Genomic DNA, 20,729 nt, shown 5'->3' on the forward strand with positions numbered 1-20,729 from the left:
TGCTCCGGACGGTTACCGGAGCAGCATGTCACAGCTGGGCGTCGATACCGCGCAATGCCGCCGCCACGGTTTGCCGGCGGATGGCTTCGCGGTCGCCATCGAACTGGAACAGCTCGGCGCGGGCGTAGCCACCGCGGCGCTTCCAGCCGATCCAGACACTGCCGACTGGCTTGTCCGGACTGCCACCGCCGGGGCCGGCGATACCGGTCACCGCCACGGCGATGCCGGCACCGGAATTGACCAGCGCACCGGACACCATCTCCAGAACGGTTTCGCGACTGACCGCGCCGAACTGTTCCAGCGTCTGCGCACGCACGCCCAGCAGGCGCTGCTTGGCTTCATAGCTGTAGACCACCATGCCGCAGTCGAAGAACGCCGAAGAACCGGCGATGTCGGTCATGCACTTGGCGATCCAGCCGCCACTGCAGCTTTCGGCCGTGACCAGCTGCAGCGAGGCCTGTTGCAGGCGCTGCCCGAGCGCGGCGGACTGGGCATTGAGATCGGCGTCGGTGGGGATGGACATCGGCATGACGGTGGGGTGAAGAACCCCGTTGTACCGCAGATGACAGCCGGATGTCGCGCCCCTCCGGCACGATTGCGTTGCCGGCCAGCGGCCGGCACTACCAGCCATGGGCCGCTAGCTCACCACTCCGGCAGTTTCTCCGGCAGCAGCGCCCGGATCGGCGCGCCATCGGCACTGGCGGCCAGCTTCTCGGCTTCGGCAATCGGCAGGTCCACCTGCAGCAGCCAGCCCTCTTCATCGGCCTGTTCGCTGCGGATCACTTCCAGCTGGTGCAGGCGCGCACGCAGGCGGCCGGCATCCGGCGGCAGGCGCAATTCACCGGTCACGTGCTGCAGGCCCAGGCGCTTGCCCAGCACTGCCTGCAGCAGCTCAAGGCCCTGCCCGTCACGCGCGGAAATCCAGACACGTTCACGACGCGACTCGTCGGGCACGCCATCCTGGCCATCGTGGCGGACGTCGGCACCGTCGATGCGGTCGATCTTGTTGAACACCAGCAGCTGCGGCAGGTCACCGGCACCGACCGCGGTCAGCACCTCGTCCACCTGGGCGATGCGCTCCTCGCGGTGCGGATCGGCGGCGTCGACCACATGCAGCAGGAAATCGGCTTCGCGTGCCTCGGACAGCGTCGAGCGGAACGCGGCGACCAGATCATGCGGCAGGTCGCGGACGAAACCGACGGTGTCGGCCAGCACCACGCTGCCGGCCGGGACCGCGATGCGGCGCACGGTCGGGTCCAGGGTGGCGAACAGCTGGTCGGCGGCATAGGCCTCGGCGCCGGTCATGGCGTTGAACAGGGTCGATTTGCCGGCGTTGGTGTAGCCCACCAGGGCCACGCGCGGCAGCTCGCTGCGCACACGCGCACGGCGCATCTGGGTGCGCTGCACTTCAACCTTCTCCAGGCGCTTCTGCAGCTGCTCGACCCGCTTCTGCAACAGGCGGCGGTCGGTTTCCAGCTGGGTTTCACCCGGGCCACGCAGGCCGATCGAACCGCCGCGCTGGCGCTCCAGGTGGGTCCAGCCGCGCACCAATCGCGTGGCTAGGTGACGCAGCTGCGCCAGCTCGACCTGCAGCTTGCCCTCGTGGCTGTGTGCACGCTGGGCAAAGATGTCCAGGATCAGACCGGTGCGGTCGATCACCCGGCGCTCGAGGAAGCGTTCCAGGTTGCGCTCCTGACCCGGGCTCAGCGCATGGTTGACCAGGATCAGGTCGGCGCCACTGGCATCGGCCGCGGCCTTGATCTCGTCCAGCTTGCCGCTGCCGATCAGGGTTGACGGATTCGGACGGTCCAGGCGCGCGGTGATCGTCGCGGCGATGCTGGCCCCAGCCGAGCGGGCCAGATCACCGAACTCTTCCAGCACATCGTCTTCCAGCTTGCCGAAATGGGGCTGGATCAACAGGGCGTGTTCGCCCTTTTTCGAGCGGTCAAACATTCACCGCTCCGGTATTACTCGTCTGCTTCATCACCTGCCTGACCACCTTCACCCGACTGCACGTAACCACCGCCCGGACCGACCTTCACGTTGCGTGCCGGAACCACCGTGGAAATGGCGTGCTTGTAGACCATCTGACTGACCGTGTTGCGCAGCAGGACCACGAACTGGTCGAACGACTCGATCGTGCCCTGCAGCTTGATGCCGTTCACCAGGTACACCGAAACCGGCACGCGCTCGCGCCGCAGTGCGTTCAAGAAAGGATCCTGCAGCGATTGCCCCTTGGACATTGCACACTCCTGATTATTGTTCTTATTGGGTTGCCGACGGTTGCCACGGCCCCCGAGCCGCCCGCCGACCGATGATGTTACACGGCTGGCGGGGGTTCAGCGTGCGACGAAGGCCGACACCGCGCCGGCAAGGCGCTCCTGGTCGATATGGGGGTCGAACCAGCGCGCATCAAGCTCGCCGCGCAGCCACGTCAGCTGGCGCTTGGCCAGCTGGCGGGTGGCGAAGATCGCCTTGTCACGGAAACGGGCGGCATCACCCTCCCCGTCCAGGTACTCCCAGGCCTGGCGATAGCCGACCGCACGCACCGCCGGCAGGTCCAACGGGGCCTCCACGGCGGCCATTTCCGGCATCGCGCGCAGTGCCCGCACTTCGTCCAGGAAGCCCTGCGCCAGCATGGTGTCGAAGCGCGCCTCGATGCGCTGGTGCAGTACCGCGCGGTCACGCGGGGCCAGGATCAGCTTGAGGGTGCGCACCGGCAGCGGCGCTACGCCCGGACGGCGCTGCCATTCAGTGATGGGCGTGCCGGTCAGGCGATAGACCTCCAGTGCCCGCTGGATGCGTTGCGGGTCGGTGGCATGGATGCGTGCGGCGGCGGCCGGATCGACCTCGGCCAGCTCTGCGTGCAATGCCGCCCAGCCCCGCTCGGCCGCCTCGGTGCTGAGTGCTTCGCGCATCACCGGGTCGGCCTCCGGCATCGGCGACAGGCCCTGCAGCAGGGCCCGGAAGTACAGCCCCGTGCCACCTGCCAGGATCGGCGTTTTGCCGCGTGCCACGATGTCGGCCACGACCCGGCCGGCATCGGCGGCGAACTCGGCCGCCGAATAGGTCTGCCAGGGATCGCGCAGGTCCAGCAGATGGTGCGGCGCCTGTGCACGCTCGGCCGCATCAGGCTTGGCCGAGCCGATGTCCAGGTGGCGGTATACCAGCGCCGAATCGACGCTGACGATTTCGCCGTCCAGTTGCTGTGCCAAAGCGATTGCGGTGGCGGTCTTGCCACTGGCGGTCGGCCCCATCACGGCGATCGCCAGCGGCCGCCGATCGACGCCCATCAGTCTTCGTCCGGCCAGAGGATCGTCGGCGCAGCGTCGGCACGCGGCGTCGGCACGGCCTCCACTGCCTGCCAGATCTTCAGCGCATCGACGGTGGCCGCCACGTCATGCACGCGCACGATGCGCGCGCCACGTTGGACCGCGATCAGGTGCGCGGCCACCGAAGCCGCCACGCGTTCGGAGGGCGTGTCGCGGCCAGTGAGTTCTCCCAGGCTGCGCTTGCGTGACAGGCCGGCCAGCACCGGCACCCCCAGTTCCAGGAAGCGCTCCGAACGCGCCAGCAGGGTCATGTTGTGGGCGGTGCTCTTGCCGAAGCCAAAACCAAGGTCGATCAGCAGGTTCTTCTTCGCAATGCCCGCCATCTCGGCAGCGAACAGGCGCTGCACCAGGAAACCATGCACCTCGGCGACCACGTCGTCGTAGTGCGGATCGGCCTGCATGTGGCCCGGCTCGCCCTGCATGTGCATCAGCACCACCGGTACGCCGGTTTCAGCGGCGGCGTCCAGCGCCCCCTCCTGACGCAGGGCGAAGATGTCGTTGATCATGCCGGCGCCAGCGGCCACCGCCGCGCGCATCACCTCCGGTTTGAAGGTGTCGATGCTGATCGGCACCCGGGTGCGTGCGGCCAGCTGCTCGATCACCGGAATCACCCGGCGCAGCTCCTCCTCGACCGATACCGGCGCAGCGCCCGGGCGGGTCGATTCGCCGCCGATATCGAGCAGGTCGGCGCCCTCCTCGACCAGCTTCAGGCCATGGGCGACCGCAGCCTCGGTGGTGTCATGCGCGCCGCCATCGGAGAAGGAGTCCGGGGTGACGTTGACGATGCCCATGACCCGGGCACGGTCGAGGCGCAGGATGCGGCCGGCGCAATCGAGCTGGGGCGAGGTATCGAACATGGGCAATCCTGCAGGGACGACGGCGGGTAGTTTAGTTCGGCAGGGCGGCGCCCTGCACCCGCAGAGGCCCGGGCTACAGCAACAGCCGAAGCAACAGCAGGTGTACTGAGGGATGGCGTGGGGTCAGATCCGTTTTCCTACGGAAAACGGATCTGACCCCGAATTGATTCGATATCTGACAGAGATTCATCCACGCATGGCGTGGATCTACCGTGTCGACCAAGGTCGACAACCACCAACAGCAGCAGGAATCTGTCAGAGGTGGGGCGGTGTCGGAGGGCGGGGTGTCAGCCGCATGGATGCGGCTGCCAAGCCCCCATGGATGGGTTCACGGCGTCCCCGCCCTCCGACACCGCCCCACCAAATCGCGGAATGCAGCTGTTGCTGTTGCTGCTGAGGTTGCCGGCCAGCGGCCGGCACTACCGCGGGTGCAGGGCGCAGCCCTGCGGACACCCCTCAACGGCGGCGGCGCTTGCGGTCCACGTACAGGGTTCTGGCGATGCTCAGCACGATGCCGACACCGATACCCACCGCGCAGCCCAGCAGCAGGTTGTCGGCGCCCAGCCCTACGCCCACGCCGACCACGGTGGCGATGATCATTTCGGCGGTGTGGGAAATCGGTTCAGGCTTCGGGGCGGACATGCAGGCTCCAGCATCAGTTCGGTTCGGAAGGGGCCGAAGGCCCGGAAACGACAAGGCCGGGTTTCCCCGGCCTCGTCTGGTGTTACGTGCAGCGGGCCGTCAATGCGATTCGGCCGGGCCTGCGATCGGCGGCAGCGGGCGGGCGTCGCCGCCCTTGTCGTTGCCACCGTCCTTGTTCGACTTGCTCCAGCCCGCCGGCGGCGGCGGATCGCGGCCTTCCATGATGGCGTCGATCTGCGGTGCGTCGATGGTCTCGTACTGCAGCAGCAGCTGCGACATCGCATGCAGCTTGTCGATGTTCTCGGTCAACAGCTGGGTGGTGCGGGCATAGGCCTTGTCGAGGATGTTGCGCACTTCCTCGTCGATCCGGCGCGCCGTGTCGTTGGACACGCTCTTGTGCTGGGTGACCGAACGCCCCAGGAATACCTCGTCGTCCTCTTCGCCATAGGCGATCGGGCCGAGCTGCTCCGACAGGCCCCACTTGGTGACCATGTTGCGGGCCATCTTGGTTGCGCGCTCGATGTCGTTGGAGGCGCCGGTGGTGACCTTGTCCTCGCCGAAGATGAGCTCTTCGGCGACACGGCCGCCGTACAGGGAGCACAGCTGCGACTGGATCGCCACGCGGTTCATCGAGTACTTGTCGCCCTCCGGCAGGTACATCGTCACGCCCAGCGCACGGCCGCGCGGAATGATGGTGACCTTGTAGACCGGATCGTGCTCGGGCACCAGGCGGCCGACGATGGCGTGACCCGCTTCGTGGTACGCGGTCAGGGTCTTCTCGTCCTCGCTCATGGCCATCGAGCGGCGCTCGGCACCCATCAGGATCTTGTCGCGGGCACGGTCGAAGTGGTCCATGCGGACTTCCTTCTCGTTGCCGCGCGCGGCGAACAGGGCCGCCTCGTTGCAGAGGTTGGCCAGGTCGGCGCCGGAGAAGCCCGGGGTACCACGTGCGATCACCATCGGCTCGACATCGTCGGCCAGCGGCAGCTTGCGCATGTGGACCTTCAGGATGTGCTCGCGGCCCTTCACGTCCGGCAGGCCGACCACCACCTGGCGGTCGAAACGGCCCGGACGCAGCAGCGCCGGATCCAGCACGTCCGGACGGTTGGTCGCCGCGATCACGATCACGCCTTCGCCGCCTTCAAAACCGTCCATCTCGACCAGCAGCTGGTTCAGGGTCTGCTCGCGCTCGTCATGACCGCCGCCCAGGCCGGCGCCACGGTGGCGACCGACGGCGTCGATTTCGTCGATGAAGATGATGCACGGGGCGTGCTTCTTGGCCTGCTCGAACATGTCACGCACGCGGCTGGCGCCCACGCCGACGAACATTTCCACGAAGTCCGAACCGGAGATCGAGAAGAACGGCACCTTGGCTTCGCCGGCAATGGCCTTGGCCAGCAGCGTCTTGCCGGTACCCGGCGGGCCCACCATCAGCACGCCGCGCGGAATCTTGCCGCCCAGCTTGGTGAACTTGGACGGGTCGCGCAGGAAGTCGACCAGCTCGCCCACTTCTTCCTTGGCCTCGTCGCAGCCGGCGACGTCGGCGAAGGTGACCTTGATCTGGTCCTCGCCCTGCAGCTTGGCGCGCGACTTGCCGAAGGACATCGCGCCCTTGGCACCGCCGCCACCGCCCTGCATCTGGCGCATGATGAACAGCCAGAAGCCGATGATCAGGATGACGGGCAGGAAATTCATCAGGATCGCGCCCAGGGAAATGCCGCTGGACGGCTCCTCCTGCACGATCTCCACGTTCTTGGTGCGCAGCACGTTGATCAGGTCACGATCGAACGGCGCGGTGATGGTGGACGACTGCCCACCGCGGGTGGTGTAGGTCAGCTGGCTGGTGCCCCCGCGCATGTCGCCGCCGAAGGCGACCTTCTGCACGTTGCCGCTGTCCACCTGGTCCAGGAACTGCGAGTACGACGCGCCCTGCGCGCCGGCCCCGGAGGACTTCGGCGAGAAGCTCTGGAAGACCACCATCAGCACGACGGCGACGACCACCCATAGCAGGAGGTTCTTGGTCAAGTCGTTCATCCTCATTGGCTCCGGTGTTCCTCTCAGTGCTGGCGTTGCGTTGGGGTCGAACTTGCGTACGTTGCGAGCTTACTTCATGTGGGCGCGTTTTCCCTGACCCAAGGCATACACCTCGGGAGAGCGCTTGCGCGACGCCTCCGGCTTGCGGATGGAGACCTTGTCGTAACGGCGGCGCATGTCGCGCACGTAGTCGTCAAAGCCCTCACCCTGGAACAGCTTGATCAGGAACGCCCCACCGGTCTTCAGGTGGTTGTCGGCAAAATCCAGGGCCAGCTCCGCCAGGTGCATCATCCGCGGCTGGTCGACCGCGCCTACACCACTCTTATTGGGGGCCATGTCCGACAGCACAAGGTCTACCGGCTGATCCCCGAGCATGGCTTCAAACTGCGATAGGACGGCTTCTTCCCTGAAGTCACCATGAAGGAACTCCACGCCGGCCAGCGGCGGCATGTCCAGGATGTCCAGCGCCAGCACACGACCGGTATCCCCGATCTGTCTCCGAACCTGCTGAGACCAGCCGCCGGGGGCCGCGCCAAGGTCGACCACCACCATGTGCGGCTTCAGCAGGCGGTCACGTTCGAGCAGCTCCTCGAGCTTGTAGGCGGCGCGCGAGCGCATGCCCTCGGCCTGCGCCTTCTTCACGAAGGGGTCGGAGAAGTGTTCCTTGAGCCAGCGCTGGCTGCTTTTGCTGCGGGTAGCCATTGAAAATAGGGGCTGATGGGGTCCTCATGATACCCTGATCGTCCCATTCAACCGTGTTTTCCTGCATGTCCATCGCCCTGACCGCCTCCCAGACCCGTTTCCTGCGCGGCCAAGCCCACGACCTGAAGGCCCTGCTGCAGACCGGCGGCAAGGGTGTGACCCCAGCCTTCATCGCTGAGCTGAACGAAGTGCTGGAGCGCCACGAACTGGTCAAGGTGAAGGTCGCCGCAGAGGATCGCGACGCCCGTGACGCGATGATCGGCGAGATCGTCGAAGCCACCGAAAGCGCGCTGGTGCAGCGCATCGGCCACGTCGCGGTGCTGTACCGCCCGAGCAAGGAACAGCGCCAGATCGTGCTGCCGCGCGGCTGATCGTCCTACCGTCATGCAGCTGAACCACGAACCGCCGGATTACGCCTACAGCCTGCGTGCCGCAGATGGCCGCTCGGCCAAGGTGAATGACCGGGTGCTGGGCGGCAGTTTCTTCCTCACCCCGGACCAACTGGTCACGCACTGGCCGGTGGCAAGTGCCGCCGCGCTGCAGTTGGCGGACCTGGAGCCGATCCTGGCGCTGAATCCGGCGCTGATCGTGCTCGGCACGGGAGACCGTCAGGTATTCCCGCCCGCGGTGGTGATGGCCGCCTGTCTGTCGCGTGGCATCGGCCTGGAGGTGATGAACAATCCGGCCGCCGCGCGCACCTTCAACATTCTGGCCGGCGAAGGCCGCAAGGTCGCGGCCGCCTTCATCCTGGAAGGCTGAGTTCGAGCCGCCGGGTGCGCCCGGGCACTAGCTGCCCGAAGGTGTGCAGCGGAACGCGGAGAACGCCTGCAGCCGACCGATCAGGTTGCCACCCTGCCCCCAGCGGATATCCGTGACCTTCCAGTCCGGGCCCTGCCGCTGCAGCAGGACCCGGTCGGTCCAGCGATAGTCGCCCACGGCCATGTCGACATGGACCCAGGTGGCGTCACCGCTCGATCCGGGCGCTCCCACCGTTATCGTCTCCGGCCGGTCCGGCGCCAGCAGATACGGGCTCTGGTCGAGCATGTGCGGCTTCTCGTCGGGCGCGGCCAGTGCGGTGCAGGCCTGTTCATATGCACGCTGCGCATCGATGGCTGAGCGGAGGGCATCACCCAGCAGCGGAGCAATCGCCGTTTCGTTCGACTGCGGCGCCTGGATGGCGTCGTAGAGGCGGGTGACCACGTCACGTGGATCGCTGGCGGCGGTCGCCAACGGCGCGACGATGAGCAGCGCGAAAAGGGCTGTTGGGCGAGACATGCGGCACCGGATCGGGAGGCTGGTTCCGTTGAAGCATGCCGCTTCCCTGGCTTGTCGGGGAAGCTTGAGATGTGCCACTCAAGGTCGCAAACGGCCACCCACGGCGGCCAGCGTACAGTGAGTCGAGCACGGCTCGACGCTACAGGTCGGGAACGCCGAGCATTGCCCGGCGCCACCTGATCCCACTGCCTCAGCGCGCCGGCAGGTATTGCTGCGGGTCGACCGGCTTGCCGTTGTAGCGGATCTCGAAGTGGACCATGTCGCGGTTCGCACCGGTGCGGCCCATCTCGGCGATCTGCTCACCGGCCTTCACGCTCTGCCCTTCATTCACCAGGCGCTTGCGGTTGTGGCCATAGGCCGACAGCCACTGGTCGCTGTGCTTGATGATGATCAGCTCGCCGTAGCCGACCAGGCCGGCGCCGGAGTACACCACCACACCGTTGGCGGTGGCCTTGACCGGCTGGCCGCTGGTACCGGCGATGTCCACGCCCTGCTTGGTCGCATCGCCGGCAACGTAGCGGCCGACGATCGCGCCGTCGGCCGGCCAGCGCCAGGCGATGTTGCTCTTCACCGGACCGGCCGGCGCCGGAGTTGGCGCCGTGCTGCCGGCGCTGCTGCCGCCCGGGCGCGGCGCGGTGACCACCGTGGTCGGCGCGCGGCCGCCGCTGGCACCGGCCGGATACAGCCGGATCACCTGCCCCGGATGGATGGTCGAGGGGTTGTCCAGGCTGTTCCAGGCAATCAGGTCGGCCGGGGTGATGTCATGGATGCGGGCCAGCGCATAGATGGTGTCGCCCTTGCGCACCACCACGGTCTGCCCGGGCTTGGGCACCGAGGTCTTCGGCGTGGTCACGCCACCACCGGTGCTGCCACCACCAGGACGAACCACAGTGGCGGTGCCGCAGGCGGCCAGGGTGGAAACCAGCAACGCCAGCGCGCCGATGCGCACTCCCTTGCTCAGACGATCAGGACTCATGCGAACTTCGACCTCCATACAAGCCAGGCGATCAGCACCACCACCAACGCGGTGGCGATCCAGCCCAGCGGTTCAATCCAGCGACGCAGTGCCGCTTCAGCACGCGCACCACCGATACGGATGACCGCAGCCAGCACGAACACGCGCTTGCCGCGACCGATCAGCATGCTCAACAGGTACTGCGGCATCGGTACGCCGACGATACCCGATGCCCACGTGAAGACCTTCATCGGGATGGGCATGAAGCCGCCCAGCACCAGGAAGGTGAACACCGCCCACGGCGATTCGGCCATCTTCGCCTGCACGGTGGTGATGCCCTGCTCGATCGCCGGCAGCATGCCCAGCACTTCAAACAGCGGCTTGATCGCCTCGAAAGCGTAGTGACCCAGCGCGTAGCCGACCAGCGCACCGACCATCGAGCCGGCCAGGCTGAGGGTGGCAAACCACCAGCCGCGCTTGGGCTGGGCCACGCACATCGGCGCCAGCATCACCTCCGGCATCACCGGGAAGATGATCGCCTCGAAGAAGCTCAACACCGTCAGGTAGGTCGGCGCGCGTTCGTGCGCCGCCCACTTCATCGCCCGCTCGTACAGCGGCCCGAAAATCTTCATGCAACCCTGCTCCGTGGATTAGTCGAGCATGCCAGACAGCAGCGGCACGAACGTGACCGGCGCCAGCACGTGTTGTTCGATGCTGCCGTCGGCCTTGCGGTCCAGCTGTACCAGCGACTGCGCCCCAGGGCCACCGACCGGCGCCACCAGGCGGCCGCCTTCGGCCAACTGCTCGATCAGGGCGTCGACCAGTGCCGGCGCCGCCGCAGTGACCACGATGGCATCGAACGGGCCGTGCTCGGCCCAGCCGACGCGGCCGTCGTCGTGCTTGGTGCGGATGTTCATGCCCAGCGCACGGAAGCGCTTGCGGGCCTGGCGCAGCAGATCACCAATGCGCTCCACGGTGTAGACCTCCAGGCCCAACGCGCCAAGGATGGCGGCCTGGTAACCGGAACCGGTACCGACTTCCAGCACCCGCTTCGGCGCGACCTGGAGCACTGCCTCGGTCATCCGCGCAACCACCCAGGGCTGCGAGATGGTCTGGCCATGGCCGATCGGCAGCGCGGTGTCTTCATAGGCACGCGAGGCCAGGGCTTCATCGATGAACAGATGGCGCGGCACCACCCGGATCGCGTTCAAGGTCGGCTCGTCGACGATGCCGGCTTCGCGCAGGCGATCGACCAGGCGGTCACGCACGCGCTGCGAGGTCATGCCGATACCGACGGCTTCCGGCTGCAATCGCAGGCGTGGGCTCATGCCGGCTGGTCCAGCGCGGCGCTGAGGCCGCCGACCCAGCTGGCGACCTTCTCCAGCGCCTGGTAGCGGGTGAGGTCGACCTGGATCGGGGTGATCGAGATGTGGCCGGTGCGCACCGCGTGGAAATCGGTACCTGGACCGGAATCCTGCTCACGGCCGGCAGGGCCGATCCAGTACACCTCGTTGCCGCGCGGATCCTTCTGCGCGATGCAGCCTTCGGCACGATGGCGGTTGCCGAGGCGGGTGACCTCGAAGCCCTTGACCTCGCTCCACGGCAGGTCCGGCACGTTGACGTTGAGGATGGTGTCGGCCGGCAGCGGATCGGCCTTGAGCCGGGCGACAATCTCCACCGCAGCACGCGCGGCGGTCTCGAAGTGCTTCGGATCGTGGTTGCGGCTGACCAGCGAGACCGCCACCGCCGGCAGGCCGAGGAAGCGACCTTCCATCGCCGCCGAGACGGTGCCGGAATAGATCACGTCGTCGCCGAGATTGGCGGCGTTGTTGATGCCGGACACGACAATGTCAGGCTCGAATTCAAGCAGGCCGGTCAGCGCCAGGTGCACGCAGTCGGTGGGTGTACCGGCCACCGAAACGGTGTAATGGTCGATGCGCTTGAGCCGGATCGGCAGGTCCAGGGTCAGCGAGTTGCTGGCGCCGGAACGATCGCGGTCGGGCGCAACCACCGTGACTTCGTGACCGGCCTCGCGCAGGACCGCGGCAAGCATCCGGATGCCTGCGGCGTCGACACCATCGTCATTGCTGACCAGGATTCGCATCTTCGATTTAACCGCTTGATTTTCCAAGAATTCGATTCCATCACCGTGCAGTGTGGGCGGGACCGTCGCGCTCCCCTGCGGAAGCGGTCGACCCTGCAAGGGCATCGTCTATTGTGCCGCATGCGGGCCGCCGGTCCTACCCTGTCAGCGGTCACGGCCGACATCGAACCGTCATAGGCAGACCTGCGCCGGCGGTTTACCCTGTGCGCATGTCGCACCCTGATGACGAAGATCCGGCCGCCTTGTTCCGTGCGGCCATCGGCGAAGTGAAGCCGCTGCGCAAGGATGCCGAGCCGGCACCTGCCGCGCCCCGGCCGAAACCGCGTGCGCGCATGGCCGAACGTGACGAGGCCGAAGCGGCCGGCGAGTTCGCCCGGCTGCTGCGCGACAGTGCGCCACTGGAAGCCGGCGACGTGGCCAGCTATCGCCGCGACAACCTGCCACCACGCCTGTTCCAGCGCCTCAAGCGCGGCCAGTACTCGGTGCAGGACGAACTGGATCTGCACGGCGCCACCGCCGCACAGGCCGAAGCCCTGCTGCGCCAGTTCCTGCTGGAAGCGCATGCACACGAGTACGGCTGCGTGCGCATCATCCACGGCAAGGGACTGCAGTCCGATGGCGGCGCACCGGTGCTGAAGAACCTGGTCGATCGCCTGCTGCGGCTGCGCAACGACGTGCTGGCATTCCATTCGGCACCGACCGGACAAGGCGGCACCGGCGCGGTACTGGTGCTGCTGGCGCGGCGTTGAAAAGGGGACGGAGGGAATTAAGTCGTTTGTGCCACAAACGACTTAATTCCCTCCGTCCCCTTTTTTTCTGTCAGGCCTGCGAGGCGTCTTCGACGGGGCCGAGTTCGTGCAGCACGGCGGTGGCGTAGCAGCCTGGCGGCAACGCGAACGACAGTTCCAGCACGTCGTCGGCCAGCCACTGGTGCTGCAGCAGCGCCGGACGCAGGCGCAACGCGCGGCGCTCCTGCTTCAGGCGCGCATCTTCCAGGCCGGCCCGCAGTGCCTTCGACTCGTCGTCGTCCAGCGCGGCCAGCTCCAGCTCACGCGCAGCGTCGGTGCTGCGCAGCTCGCCTTCGCCCCACAACGGCGCGCTGGGATGGATGTCGAAACGCGCCAGCCGCTCGGCCAGCACATCCGTGTACGGCTCGGGGCCGAACACGCTGCGACTGCCATCGAGCATCCAGACTTCGCCATCGAGCGGCTGGTCCCAGCTGCCCTGCTCCACGCGCGCGGCCAGCACGCGGTTGAACAGCGCCGAACGGGCTGCAGAGAGCAGCAGCGAACGCTGGTCCTTGCGCATGCGGCGGCCACCGAACATCGCCAGTGCAGCCGGCACGTTGCCACCGTCGCGGCCGAAACGCTGTTCACCAAACCAGTTCGGCAGGCCGCGCGCGGCAATCTGCTGCAGGCGCTCGCTGATCGCGGCGGGATCGCCCTGCACCTCGCGCAGCACCAGCTTGAAGCGGTTGCCGGCCAGTGCGCCGCGCTGCAGCTTGCGGTTGTGCCAGGTTGCCTCGATGACTTCGATTTCGTCACTGGCCAACTCGGCCAGGTCCGGCGCAATGCGCTTGGGCAGGTGCACGCTGAAACGCTGGGTTGTGACCGCGTGGCGGTCTTTCATCCCGGCGTAGCTCACCGCCATTTCCGGCAGGCCCGCCCATTTTGCCAGCACCTTGGCCACATGCACGGTGTTGGCGCCGCGCTTGCGGATGTGCAGCAGCAGATGCTCGCCTTCACCGCTCGCCTCGAACGCCGGCAGTTCATCCACCTGGAAATCGTCCGGCGTGGTGCGGATGCGCGCCGTCAACAACGGCGCACCAAACGCCAACGGCAGCGGGATCATGCCGCCACCAGCAACACGACCGCCTGCGCGGCGATGCCTTCACCACGGCCGGTGAAGCCCAGCTTCTCCGAGGTGGTGGCCTTGACGCTGACCGCGTCCAGCGGCAGCTGCAGCAACCCACCGATGCGCTCACGCATCGCAAGCGCATGCGGGCCGACCTTCGGCCGCTCGCAGATCACGGTGATGTCGGTGTTGCCGACGCGCCAGCCGCGCTCACGCAGCAGGCTGTCGCAGTGGCGCACGAACTCGCTGCTGTCGGCCCCCTTCCAGCGGTCGTCACTGGGCGGGAAATGCTGGCCGATATCGCCCAGCGCCAGTGCGCCGAGCATGGCATCGCACAGGGCGTGCAGGATCACGTCGCCGTCGCTGTGTGCAAGCACGCCGCAGCTGTGCGGCACGTTCACTCCGCCAAGCATGATGTGGTCGCCTTCACCGAAGGCATGGACGTCGTAGCCCTGGCCGATGCGGACGGGCGGGAACGGTGCGGTGCTCATGGATGCAACCCTTGCTGCAGGGCCGCGCGGACGGTCAGCCGGCGCGGCGGGAAAGTACGAATTCAAACCGGTCCAGATCGGCCGGGGTGGTGACCTTGAAGTTGTCCTCGCTGCCTTCCACCAGCAGCGGGCGCTGGCCCTGGCGCTCCATGGCCATGGCCTCATCGGTGACTTCAACACCGGCGGCGGCGGCTTCGGACAGCGCGCGGCTGAGCTGGTGGCGGCGGAACAGTTGTGGTGTCAGTGCGCGCCACAGCCGCTCGCGCGGCTCGGTGCCATCGATGCCACCGTCGTCGCCCGCACGCTTGAGGGTGTCGCGTACCGGTGCGGCCAGGATCGCCCCGACCGGATCGGCACGACCGACTTCAAGCAGGCGGCCGAGATCGACCAGGGACAGGTTCGGCCGCGCGGCATCGTGGACCAGCACGAATTCATCAGCGCGCACCGTCTCCGGCAGCGCCTGCAGGCCAGCCAGCACCGAAGCGGCACGGGTCGCGCCACCGATGCAGGTCAGCACCGGCTTGCCCGCCCACTCGTTCCAGCCGGGCCAGTCGGCGTCGTCCGGGCCGATCACTACCATTGCCCCGGCTACGGCCGGATGCGCCAGCAGGGCGTCCAGGGTATGGGCGAGCAGGATCTGCCCGCCCGCCTGCAGGTACTGCTTGGGCAACGGCGCGCCAAAGCGGGTGCCACGGCCAGCAGCCGGAACCACGACCCAGATCGCCGAACTCATGGCACGTCCGCCGGGTGGTCGCCACCCTGCGCACTGACACCTGCCGCAGGCTGCGCCGGGTGGACCGGCGCATCCTCGACCACGCGATAGAACTTCTCGCCGGGCTTGATCATGCCCAGCTCGCTGCGCGCGCGTTCCTCGATGGCGGACTGGCCTTCCTTGAGGTCCTTCACTTCCGCAGCGAGCGCATCATTGCGCTGCTGCAGGCCCTCATTGTCCCGCTCCTGGTTGGCGACCTGGGCTTCGAGCATCATCACTTCACCCGAATTGCCCGGACCAAACCAGAAGCGGTACTGCAGCCAGCCCAGCAACAGGGCCAGCACCAGCAGCATCCAGCGCCAGTCGCGCATCGGCTCAGCGCTTCAGCGAAACGAACGCGTCACGACCGGCGTAACGCGCGCCGGCGCCGAGGGCTTCCTCGATGCGCAGCAGCTGGTTGTACTTGGCCACGCGATCACTGCGGCACAGCGAACCGGTCTTGATCTGGGTGGCGGTGGTGGCCACTGCGATGTCGGCGATGGTGGTGTCTTCGGTTTCGCCCGAACGGTGCGAGACCACGGCGGCGTAGCCGGCACGATCGGCCATGGCGATCGCTTCCAGGGTTTCGCTGAGGGTGCCGATCTGGTTGACCTTGATCAGGATCGCGTTGGCGGTGCCCGAGTCGATGCCTTCCTGGAAGATCTTCGGGTTGGTCACGAACAGGTCGTCGCCGACCAGCTGCACCTTCTTGCCGATGCGGTCGGTCAGCAGCTTCCAGCCGGCCCAGTCATTCTCGGCCAGGCCATCTTCAATCGTGATGATCGGGTACTGCGCGGCCCAGTCGGCGAGGAAGTCGACGAACTGCTCGGAGGTCAGGCGCTTGTTCTCGCCGACCAGGTTGTACTTGCCGTTCTCGAAGAACTCGCTGGAGGCCACGTCCAGGCCCAGCAGCACGTCTTCACCGGCGGTGTAGCCCGCCTTGCCGATCGCTTCGAGAATGGTGTCCAGCGCTTCGACGTTGCTGCGGAAGTCCGGCGCGAAGCCACCTTCGTCGCCGACCGCGGTGCTCAGGCCATGGCCCTTCAGCACCGACTTCAGCGAATGGAAGATTTCGGTACCGGCACGCAGCGCTTCGGAGAACGAGGTGAAGCCAACCGGCAGCACCATGAACTCCTGGAAGTCGACGTTGTTGTCGGCATGCGCGCCGCCATTGATGATGTTCATCATCGGCACCGGCAGCGCCGGGGTCACGCCGGTCCTGGCGGCCAAGTACTGCCACAGTGCCTGCTTGTTCGATGCAGCGGCGGCATGCGCGGCGGCCATCGAAACACCCAGCAGCGCGTTGGCACCCAGGCGGCCCTTGTTCTCGGTGCCGTCCAGATCGATCAGGCGACGGTCGAGGCCGGCCTGGTCGGTGGCCTCAAAGCCCTTCAGCGCGGCGGCAATCGTGGTGTTGACGTTGTCGACGGCCTTGCGCACGCCCTTGCCCAGATAACGGGTCTTGTCACCGTCACGCAGCTCGACCGCTTCCTTGGTGCCGGTCGAGGCGCCGGAGGGAACCGCGGCACGACCGAACGAACCGTCCTCCAGGATGACTTCGGCTTCCAGCGTGGGGTTGCCACGGCTGTCAAGGATTTCACGGGCGTGGATGCTGCGGATCGTACTCATGGTCGGGCCGGTTACCTGTCTGGAGAGGGGGCGACAAAACGAATGCCGCGTGATTATCCCCGGCTGCCCGCCACTTGCCAAATGGCCTGGGCGGCATCAGCCCCAGCTGGACCCGATCACGATCAGGGCCAGCGACACCAGCATCACCAGCAACGCACCGGCCACCGCCGCCGCGACGGGTCCACGACGGCGTCGCCAGGCGAGCACCATCGCCACCAGGCTGCCGACGAAAGACACACCCAGCGCGACCAGCGCGGCCACGATCCAGTACTGCATGGCCTGGATGCCATGGTTTCCGTCACCCGGCGAGCCGAAGCTGGCCGCAAAGGCCATTACTCCCAGCAGCAGGGACGCCCAGGCGAGCACGGACAGCCCCAGCGCGACCAGGCCCCAGGGCCAGCCGCGCGCCGACGTGCTCGTATTCATCAAAGCAATCCGTAGAACAGGGCGCCGAGCCACAGCGAAAGCAGGATGATCGCAAAGCCAGCCGCCACCTTGCCGCGATTCAGCCGCCAGGCCAGCACCGCGGCCGCGAGGCAGCCCGCGGCACCGAGCAGCTCCGCGACCAGCAGCGCAATGAAATACGCACGCAGATCAAGCGCGCTGCTGCCATCACCCGGGGGGCGCACCGACGCCGCACCGATCAGCACCAGGCCAAACATGCCCACGGTGAACAGCACGGCCAGGCCCAGTGCGATCAGGCCCCAGCGCCACTGTTTCCAGTGCCGGCGATGACGCTGGGCTTCCAGCGCCACCCTCGGGTCACGACTCACGCGAAGCGCGAGAAGCCGTGCTTCTTGGTCACCGCGTCGAGCTCCATCAGGGTCTCGAGCAGCGCTTCCATCTGGTCCAGCGGCCACGCGTTGGGGCCATCGGACAGGGCCTTGGACGGATCCGGATGGGTCTCGGCGAACAGGCCGGAGATGCCCACCGCGACGGCGGCACGGGCCAGCACCGGCACGTGCTCACGCTGGCCACCGGAACTGGTGCCCTGCCCGCCCGGCAACTGCACCGAGTGGGTGGCATCGAACACCACCGGGCAACCGGTATCGCGCATCACCGCCAGCGAGCGCATGTCGCTGACCAGGTTGTTGTAGCCGAAGCTGGCACCGCGCTCGCAGACCATGATCTGCTCGTTGCCGGTGGCCTTGGCCTTCTCCACGACCGGCTTCATGTCCCAGGGCGCCAGGAACTGGCCCTTCTTGATGTTGACCGGCTTGCCGGCCGAGCACACCTTGCGGATGAAGTCGGTCTGGCGGACCAGGAACGCCGGGGTCTGCAGCACATCCACCACCGAGGCCACTTCGTCCATCGGGGTGTACTCATGGACGTCGGTCAGCACCGGCACGCCGATCTGCTTCTTGACCTCGGCCAGGACCTTCAGGCCCTCTTCCATGCCCGGGCCGCGGAACGCGGTGCCCGAGGTGCGGTTGGCCTTGTCGAAGCTGGACTTGAAGATGAAGTTGACGCCGAGCTTGTCGGTGACTTCCTTCAGCTTGCCGGCGGTATCGAGCTGCAGCTGCATCGACTCGATCACGCAGGGGCCGGCGATCAGGAACAGGGGCTGGTCCAGCCCGACCTCGAATCCACACAGTTTCATGGCGTTTCCTTGTTGTCCGCAGCACCGGCCGGGCCGGTGCGCTGGGGGTTGAAGCATGCAGGATGGGGGCCGAAGCCCCCATTCACAAGTCAGGCGCGCGCTTCGGAAAGCAGCTTGCCGCCGGCCTTGCGCTCGCGCGCGGCACGGATGAAACCGATGAACAGCGGGTGGCCGTCACGCGGCGTGGACAGGAATTCCGGGTGCGCCTGGCAGGCCAGGAACCACGGATGCGCGTCGCGCGGCAGTTCGACCACTTCCACCAGGGTGTCGTCCATCGACTTGCCGGCGATCACCAGGCCGGCATCTTCCAGCTGGGTGCGGTAACGGTTGTTGAACTCGTAGCGGTGGCGGTGGCGCTCGGCGACGACGTCCTTGCCGTACAGCTCACGGGCCAGCGTGCCCGGCTTCAGGCGCTGTTCCTGCAGGCCCAGGCGCATGGTGCCGCCGAGGTCGCTCTTGTCGTCACGCTTCTCGACATCGCCGGTGGCGGTGCGCCATTCGGTGATCAGGCCGATCACCGGGTTCGGCGACTGGCGGTCGTTCTCGGTGCTGTTGGCGCCTTCCAGGCCGACCACGTTGCGCGCGTAATCGACGACGGCCGCCTGCATGCCGTAGCAGATGCCGAAGTACGGCACGTGCTGCTCGCGGGCGAACTTCGAGGTCAGCACCTTGCCTTCGAAACCACGGTCACCGAAGCCACCCGGCACCAGGATGCCGTCGACATCGGCCAGTGCGGCCATGTCGGTGCCTTCCAGATCCTGTGCTTCCAGCCACTTCAGGTTGACCTTGGTGCGCTGGCGCAGGCCGCCGTGCTTCAGTGCTTCGCCGACCGACTTGTAGGCATCCTGGTGATCCACGTACTTGCCGACCACGGCGATGGTCACTTCATCCAGCGGATGCAGGGTCGCATCGACTGCGTCCTCCCACATCGACAGATCGACCGGACCGGCCTTGTCGGCCAGCTTCAGCTGGTTGACCACGATCTCGTCCAGGCCCTGCGCGTGCAGGCCCGACGGAATGCGATACAGCACGTCCACGTCCGGCACGCTGATCACTGCGCGCTCGGAGACGTTGGTGAACTGGGCGATCTTGCGGCGCTCCGAATCCGGCACGGCCTGCTCGGAACGGCACAGCAGCACGTCCGGCTGGATGCCGATCGAACGCAGTTCCTTCACCGAATGCTGGGTCGGCTTGGTCTTCAGCTCACCGGCGGCGCCGATGTACGGCACCAGGGTGAGGTGCATGAACAGCGCCTTCTCCGGGCCACGCTCGGTGCGCACCTGGCGGATCGCTTCCAGGAACGGCAGCGACTCGATGTCGCCGACGGTGCCACCGATCTCGACCAGCGCCACGTCGTAGCCTTCGGTAGCTTCGTCGATGCAGCGACGGATCTCGTCGGTGATGTGCGGAATGACCTGCACGGTCGCGCCCAGGTAGTCGCCGCGGCGCTCCTTGCGGATCACGTTCTCGTAGATGCGGCCGGTGGTGACCGAGTTCTTGCGGCTCAGGCGGGTGCGCACGAAGCGCTCGTAGTGGCCCAGGTCGAGGTCGGTCTCGGCGCCGTCGTCGGTGACATACACCTCACCGTGCTGGAACGGGCTCATGGTGCCCGGGTCGACGTTGATGTACGGGTCGAGCTTCATCATCGTGACCTTCAGGCCACGGGCTTCGAGAATGGCGGCCAGCGACGCGGCGGCAATGCCTTTGCCGAGCGAGGACACCACGCCGCCGGTTACGAAAATCAAGGGAGTCATGGCTGCAAGCATCCTGTCTGGAAATGGAAAACGGCAACACCACGCGCACCCGTAGGGCGGGCATGGTGCTCGGAGGGGGTTTTCCGGTTCGCTGGGACAGCGAGGGAGGTGCGGATCCGTGCGGCGGCAGGCGCCGGACGGGGACCATCGTGCGAGGTCGGGGCGGCCGTGCCGGCCAAATCGACCGTCACCTGCGACCCGCCATGCTGGAAGCCACGCTTGGCCGCTCCAGCCCATTCGCAAAGGGTGGACACGCACTTACTCCCGGAAAGCCATAGTTTACAGATTGATGGCCGCCAACCCAAGGGGCAGACGCCACGTTCCTAAAAAGAAACGCCCCGCTGAGCGGGGCGTTCCGTTGCGCACCCCTTGTCGCAAGGGCGCTTGGCAGGTTGCGGGATCAGCGCTTCTTGCGCGCTTCTTCCTCTTCTTCCTACTGCGGGGCCGGCTGGCCCTGCGCCTTCATTTCGGCATTGGCCTGGGCACGACGCTTGGCCTTGGCATCGGCCTCGGCCTGCGCCTTGTCGGCCTGGTCACCCTGCTGCGGGGCCGGCTGGCCCGCGTTCTGCGCCACCACCAGCGGCACTGCAACGGCGGCAGCGGCCAGGATTGCAACGGTCAGCAACTTCTTCATGAGGTCCTCCTCGCGGTATGGCTTGGATGTTTCGACCCGATGGGGCCGCCGGCGTTCAGATTCCAGCGGCTGCCATTTTACCCCCTCCCCGTCGCCGAGGCTGAACCGCAGGCGT

26 protein-coding genes are annotated in these 20,729 nt (G+C 66.9%); 3 read left to right on the plus strand and 23 right to left on the minus strand.

What is annotated here, in order from left to right; genetic code table 11:
* Nucleotides 1-28: 28 nt before the first annotated feature.
* The 8 genes from J3A72_RS16655 to rlmE form a co-directional block, all read right to left on the minus strand.
* On the minus strand, nt 29-523 hold the full coding sequence (locus J3A72_RS16655) for a nicotinamide-nucleotide amidohydrolase family protein (protein ID WP_005409020.1): 495 nt from the start codon (nt 521-523) through the stop codon (nt 29-31).
* A 119-nt stretch (nt 524-642) separates the two neighbouring features.
* Entirely contained in the window at nt 643-1,953 is a 1,311-nt protein-coding gene (hflX, locus tag J3A72_RS16660; protein WP_075076279.1) for a ribosome rescue GTPase HflX, read from the minus strand.
* 14 nt (nt 1,954-1,967) lie between these two features.
* Nucleotides 1,968-2,243: an RNA chaperone Hfq gene (gene hfq, locus J3A72_RS16665; protein WP_004152891.1), complete on the minus strand. Its 276-nt coding sequence runs from the start codon at nt 2,241-2,243 to the stop codon at nt 1,968-1,970.
* A gap of 96 nt (nt 2,244-2,339) precedes the next feature.
* Complete coding sequence (gene miaA, locus J3A72_RS16670) at nt 2,340-3,293, minus strand: tRNA (adenosine(37)-N6)-dimethylallyltransferase MiaA (RefSeq protein WP_014646715.1); 954 nt, start codon at nt 3,291-3,293, stop codon at nt 2,340-2,342.
* Complete coding sequence (gene folP, locus J3A72_RS16675; protein WP_075076280.1) at nt 3,293-4,189, minus strand: dihydropteroate synthase; 897 nt, start codon at nt 4,187-4,189, stop codon at nt 3,293-3,295. The genes miaA and folP overlap by 1 nt, the downstream gene beginning before the upstream one ends.
* Before the next feature lie 456 nt (nt 4,190-4,645).
* Nucleotides 4,646-4,831: a hypothetical protein gene (locus tag J3A72_RS16680; protein WP_075076281.1), complete on the minus strand. Its 186-nt coding sequence runs from the start codon at nt 4,829-4,831 to the stop codon at nt 4,646-4,648.
* Nucleotides 4,832-4,930: 99 nt separating this feature from the next.
* Nucleotides 4,931-6,865 carry an ATP-dependent zinc metalloprotease FtsH gene (gene ftsH / locus J3A72_RS16685; protein ID WP_005409015.1) on the minus strand — a complete coding sequence of 645 codons (1,935 nt, stop codon included), beginning with the start codon at nt 6,863-6,865 and terminating at the stop codon, nt 4,931-4,933.
* A 69-nt stretch (nt 6,866-6,934) separates the two neighbouring features.
* Nucleotides 6,935-7,567, minus strand: coding sequence for a 23S rRNA (uridine(2552)-2'-O)-methyltransferase RlmE (gene rlmE, locus J3A72_RS16690; protein ID WP_005409014.1), 633 nt, complete (start codon nt 7,565-7,567; stop codon nt 6,935-6,937).
* A gap of 65 nt (nt 7,568-7,632) precedes the next feature.
* On the opposite strand from rlmE, the gene yhbY reads away from it, so the two are divergent.
* Nucleotides 7,633-7,938 (plus strand): ribosome assembly RNA-binding protein YhbY, encoded by a 306-nt coding sequence (yhbY, locus tag J3A72_RS16695; RefSeq protein WP_014646711.1) that lies wholly within the window; start codon nt 7,633-7,635, stop codon nt 7,936-7,938.
* A 13-nt stretch (nt 7,939-7,951) separates the two neighbouring features.
* Complete coding sequence (locus J3A72_RS16700; protein ID WP_053495070.1) at nt 7,952-8,326, plus strand: Mth938-like domain-containing protein; 375 nt, start codon at nt 7,952-7,954, stop codon at nt 8,324-8,326.
* Between the two features lie 27 nt (nt 8,327-8,353).
* Here the strand turns inward: J3A72_RS16700 and J3A72_RS16705 are convergent, their stop codons facing one another.
* The 5 genes from J3A72_RS16705 to surE form a co-directional block, all read right to left on the minus strand.
* Complete coding sequence (locus tag J3A72_RS16705) at nt 8,354-8,842, minus strand: hypothetical protein (RefSeq protein WP_075076282.1); 489 nt, start codon at nt 8,840-8,842, stop codon at nt 8,354-8,356.
* 190 nt (nt 8,843-9,032) lie between these two features.
* On the minus strand, nt 9,033-9,818 hold the full coding sequence (locus J3A72_RS16710) for a peptidoglycan DD-metalloendopeptidase family protein (RefSeq protein WP_046429908.1): 786 nt from the start codon (nt 9,816-9,818) through the stop codon (nt 9,033-9,035).
* On the minus strand, nt 9,815-10,429 hold the full coding sequence (locus J3A72_RS16715) for a YqaA family protein (RefSeq protein ID WP_014646707.1): 615 nt from the start codon (nt 10,427-10,429) through the stop codon (nt 9,815-9,817). The genes J3A72_RS16710 and J3A72_RS16715 overlap by 4 nt, the downstream gene beginning before the upstream one ends.
* Before the next feature lie 18 nt (nt 10,430-10,447).
* Entirely contained in the window at nt 10,448-11,125 is a 678-nt protein-coding gene (locus J3A72_RS16720) for a protein-L-isoaspartate(D-aspartate) O-methyltransferase (protein WP_010485977.1), read from the minus strand.
* Nucleotides 11,122-11,901 carry a 5'/3'-nucleotidase SurE gene (gene surE / locus J3A72_RS16725; RefSeq protein WP_032959183.1) on the minus strand — a complete coding sequence of 260 codons (780 nt, stop codon included), beginning with the start codon at nt 11,899-11,901 and terminating at the stop codon, nt 11,122-11,124. The genes J3A72_RS16720 and surE overlap by 4 nt, the downstream gene beginning before the upstream one ends.
* Before the next feature lie 209 nt (nt 11,902-12,110).
* On the opposite strand from surE, the gene J3A72_RS16730 reads away from it, so the two are divergent.
* Nucleotides 12,111-12,650: a Smr/MutS family protein gene (locus tag J3A72_RS16730; protein ID WP_032959185.1), complete on the plus strand. Its 540-nt coding sequence runs from the start codon at nt 12,111-12,113 to the stop codon at nt 12,648-12,650.
* A gap of 70 nt (nt 12,651-12,720) precedes the next feature.
* Here J3A72_RS16730 and truD read toward each other — a convergent pair whose 3' ends face one another.
* From truD to J3A72_RS16780, 10 genes are all read right to left on the minus strand, one after another.
* Nucleotides 12,721-13,752, minus strand: coding sequence for a tRNA pseudouridine(13) synthase TruD (gene truD, locus J3A72_RS16735; RefSeq protein WP_075076283.1), 1,032 nt, complete (start codon nt 13,750-13,752; stop codon nt 12,721-12,723).
* Nucleotides 13,749-14,246, minus strand: coding sequence for a 2-C-methyl-D-erythritol 2,4-cyclodiphosphate synthase (ispF, locus tag J3A72_RS16740; protein WP_014646702.1), 498 nt, complete (start codon nt 14,244-14,246; stop codon nt 13,749-13,751). The genes truD and ispF overlap by 4 nt, the downstream gene beginning before the upstream one ends.
* 34 nt (nt 14,247-14,280) lie before the next feature.
* Nucleotides 14,281-14,979: a 2-C-methyl-D-erythritol 4-phosphate cytidylyltransferase gene (ispD, locus tag J3A72_RS16745; protein ID WP_053494899.1), complete on the minus strand. Its 699-nt coding sequence runs from the start codon at nt 14,977-14,979 to the stop codon at nt 14,281-14,283.
* Nucleotides 14,976-15,329 carry a cell division protein FtsB gene (gene ftsB / locus J3A72_RS16750; protein WP_053494900.1) on the minus strand — a complete coding sequence of 118 codons (354 nt, stop codon included), beginning with the start codon at nt 15,327-15,329 and terminating at the stop codon, nt 14,976-14,978. The genes ispD and ftsB overlap by 4 nt, the downstream gene beginning before the upstream one ends.
* Nucleotides 15,330-15,333: 4 nt before the next feature.
* On the minus strand, nt 15,334-16,626 hold the full coding sequence (eno, locus tag J3A72_RS16755) for a phosphopyruvate hydratase (protein ID WP_014646700.1): 1,293 nt from the start codon (nt 16,624-16,626) through the stop codon (nt 15,334-15,336).
* 96 nt (nt 16,627-16,722) lie between these two features.
* Complete coding sequence (locus tag J3A72_RS16760) at nt 16,723-17,052, minus strand: hypothetical protein (RefSeq protein WP_049442298.1); 330 nt, start codon at nt 17,050-17,052, stop codon at nt 16,723-16,725.
* Nucleotides 17,052-17,399 (minus strand): hypothetical protein, encoded by a 348-nt coding sequence (locus J3A72_RS16765; RefSeq protein WP_075076284.1) that lies wholly within the window; start codon nt 17,397-17,399, stop codon nt 17,052-17,054. Before J3A72_RS16765 ends, J3A72_RS16760 begins: the two co-directional genes overlap by 1 nt.
* Nucleotides 17,396-18,226 (minus strand): 3-deoxy-8-phosphooctulonate synthase, encoded by an 831-nt coding sequence (kdsA, locus tag J3A72_RS16770; RefSeq protein WP_014036736.1) that lies wholly within the window; start codon nt 18,224-18,226, stop codon nt 17,396-17,398. Before kdsA ends, J3A72_RS16765 begins: the two co-directional genes overlap by 4 nt.
* Before the next feature lie 89 nt (nt 18,227-18,315).
* Nucleotides 18,316-19,980, minus strand: coding sequence for a CTP synthase (locus tag J3A72_RS16775; RefSeq protein WP_014646697.1), 1,665 nt, complete (start codon nt 19,978-19,980; stop codon nt 18,316-18,318).
* Nucleotides 19,981-20,413: 433 nt separating this feature from the next.
* Nucleotides 20,414-20,614, minus strand: a complete 201-nt coding sequence (locus J3A72_RS16780) for a hypothetical protein (protein WP_209572054.1) — start codon at nt 20,612-20,614, stop codon at nt 20,414-20,416.
* Nucleotides 20,615-20,729: the final 115 nt, after the last annotated feature.

It is taken from the genome of Stenotrophomonas sp. PvP093 (genome assembly GCF_017876915.1).
Lineage (GTDB): Bacteria > Pseudomonadota > Gammaproteobacteria > Xanthomonadales > Xanthomonadaceae > Stenotrophomonas > Stenotrophomonas muris.